Source organism: Endozoicomonas sp. ONNA2 (assembly GCF_024606365.1).
GTDB lineage: Bacteria > Pseudomonadota > Gammaproteobacteria > Pseudomonadales > Endozoicomonadaceae > Endozoicomonas.
This window is the reverse complement of the sequence record NZ_JAHHPO010001136.1, coordinates 1-2,443: the sequence shown is the minus strand read 5'-3', so window position 1 is coordinate 2,443 and position 2,443 is coordinate 1. Positions and strand designations below refer to the sequence as shown.

Below are 2,443 nucleotides of genomic sequence, written 5' to 3'. Positions count from 1 at the left end.
GACTTTTCCCTTTGAGATTCCAGGCGATCCAAAATACGACTTAGTCAGGAAACTGAAATCAGGGTCAGGTCTTTCATTTTGCATAACACTTGTCGTTTATAGTGATAAACGAGATATTTGCACAATGAAAGACCTGACCCCAGATTTGTGACCCCAGATTTGTTCCCCCGCGACGTCACATGATACAGCGCACCCGCATACTCAATCCGCAACGGCCTGCTCATTTTTTTACCTCCCAAACTGATAATCAAGGAGGTTTAAAAGTAGAACAGTTTTGATGGGTGTCAAGAGTCAAGACCTGACCCCGGTTTTTTGACCCCGGTTTTTCGGCTTACCCCGCCTGATTGGGCTGGGCCGCGCAGGCGATACTTGCCCCTCAGTTTTGGTCATCCGAAAAAGGAACTGATGAAAATAAATAAAAATTTGGTTTCTATCGATGTATTTTGCGAGATGGACGACTTACTTTCAATTTCTGCATTGTATTTAAGATATTTTGCTACGGCTTCATCATTAAAATCCATATTGTAGTCATTAAATTTTTCCAGTTCACTTTTTACCATGTCTTGAAGTATGGCTGCATTAGCGTTATCTATGTCTTCGGTTAATTCATGTCCTTTTTTTTTGGCATAATTGATTGCTCTTGTGGTCTTTTCAATTTGGGTTTCAGACGAATCTTCCGGACGTAAAACACTAACCAGTGTATTTAATGAACGTAATGTTCGTATGAGATAAAGTTTCACAGATGGGTTAGTCAGAGCGAGAAAGCAAAAGAAGTTGTGCAAAGCAAGAGTTTTTAAGAAATATTGACCAGCACAGAACGATCTCAGAATAGAGCTTTCAACTTGCTTGCCTTCAGCTGTTCGATAATAATCGCAATAAGTTTCAGAAATGCGATCTGATTGGGGATCATTGTTAAATTCAGCGGAAAAACACGCAGTTTCGAACAGTGTAGGACGAAAATATTTTTTTGCATCAGTAACATCCTTGCAAGGTCTGCCAGGAACAATCATTTCATGCATGTTAGCTTGGCACTTTAATAAAAGATTGATCATCTCTGCTTTAGCATTTTTCGCAGAAATAGTTGCTTCCTGCAATGGTGAGTGTTGAATAGGATTAGTCGGGTCAATGTTATTTGTATTACCGTGTTTTGAGAGTAGTTGCTCCAGAATAATGACATTACCTTGTTTTGCTGCAAGCATGACAGGAGTAATCCACATCTGGCAAGATGGTATTGCTTCTTGCCTTTCAAAGTTGCCAATGTGTGTCCATGCCCCATCGTAATGACCATAACGGATTTTATAGTTGGGGTCAGCATTGTGTTCTAAAAGGATTTTCGTGATTTCCGGGTGACCCTTTTCTATGGCTACGAACATTGCGGTAACGCCATCTCCCCTGGGTTTGTCAGGATGATACTCTCTGGATTTAGCCATCTCTTGAATGACCTTCACTTGATTTTCCTGCGCAGCAATAATCAGAGCATTACACTGGAGTGTTGACGATGGATTAATTTCACAGGGATTTGCCTGATAGTGGATTAATGCTGCAACAACTGCTGCATTACCATGTCGGGCAGCATACATCATCGGGGTGTCATTTTTTTCACTGAACGAAAGTGGACTGCTGAACCACTTACGCCGTGTTGCTGCATCAGTACCCGATAATAAAAGAACAAGGTCATCACCATCATCCGAATTGCACAGCATTTGAAAGCGAGAGGTTAAAGCAACCGGAGTTGTCTCAGCTATTGTGCCGGGTTGTGTGCCGGGTTGGGAAAAAACATCGGGCACTTCAGGCAGCGCTTTCTGGGCAGTGAATTCAGGTTTGACGTCAACACGGGTTACTGTTCGATCAGACAAAGATAAAGTATCAGGTACAGAGTGACCGCCATCTCTGCAAGGAATCTGAACATCTCCTGTTTTAGCCGTTTTATCCAATTCGTCTTGCGGAGTACCAGATTGAATGGATATTAGGGACGAAGTCACTGAGTTACTCAAGTCCATTGGTACTAAACCTTTTAATTGCCAGATAAATTTTCGGTCAGTTTTTTTGTCACTCGATTCGATGAAGCTACAACTATTATATATATTGTCAAGCAAACTTCAGAAAGCGCCGAATCGTGCCTGATGAACCAAGGATTTTCATGGTAGATCATGGTCAGTTAAACTTAATCAACCCCTTTGACAGGTCATTCGATGAGAAGTTCAATTTTGGAAAAAACCAGGAAAAAACCAGCGGGAAAAAACCAGCGTCAGGTCTTGAATCTTGAATGTGTTCAAAAGGAAAGACCTGACTCGTAAGTGTAAGTGCTTAAGTAAGAAGTGCTTAAGTAAGTAAGTGTAAGTGCTTAAGTAAGAAGTGCTTAAGTAAGTGCTTAAGTGCTCAAAAACTACGGGTATAAGGCAAAATTTCCCGTAGTCGTCTACATTTATTACTCATGACTTTT

Annotated in this window: 1 protein-coding gene; it reads right to left on the bottom strand. The window is 41.2% G+C overall.

Going from position 1 to position 2,443, the window contains the following annotated elements; all coding sequences use genetic code 11:
• Nucleotides 1-386 precede the first annotated feature (386 nt).
• Nucleotides 387-2,000, bottom strand: a complete 1,614-nt coding sequence (locus tag KDK14_RS20110; RefSeq protein ID WP_257267011.1) for an ankyrin repeat domain-containing protein — start codon at nucleotides 1,998-2,000, stop codon at nucleotides 387-389.
• Between the last annotated feature and the right edge of the window lie 443 nt (nucleotides 2,001-2,443).

Bases quoted from the DNA above. Each gene is read 5' to 3' on its own strand.
- KDK14_RS20110 (WP_257267011.1), bottom strand. From the start codon at position 2,000: ATGGACTTGAGTAACTCAGTGACTTCGTCCCTAATATCCATTCAATCT.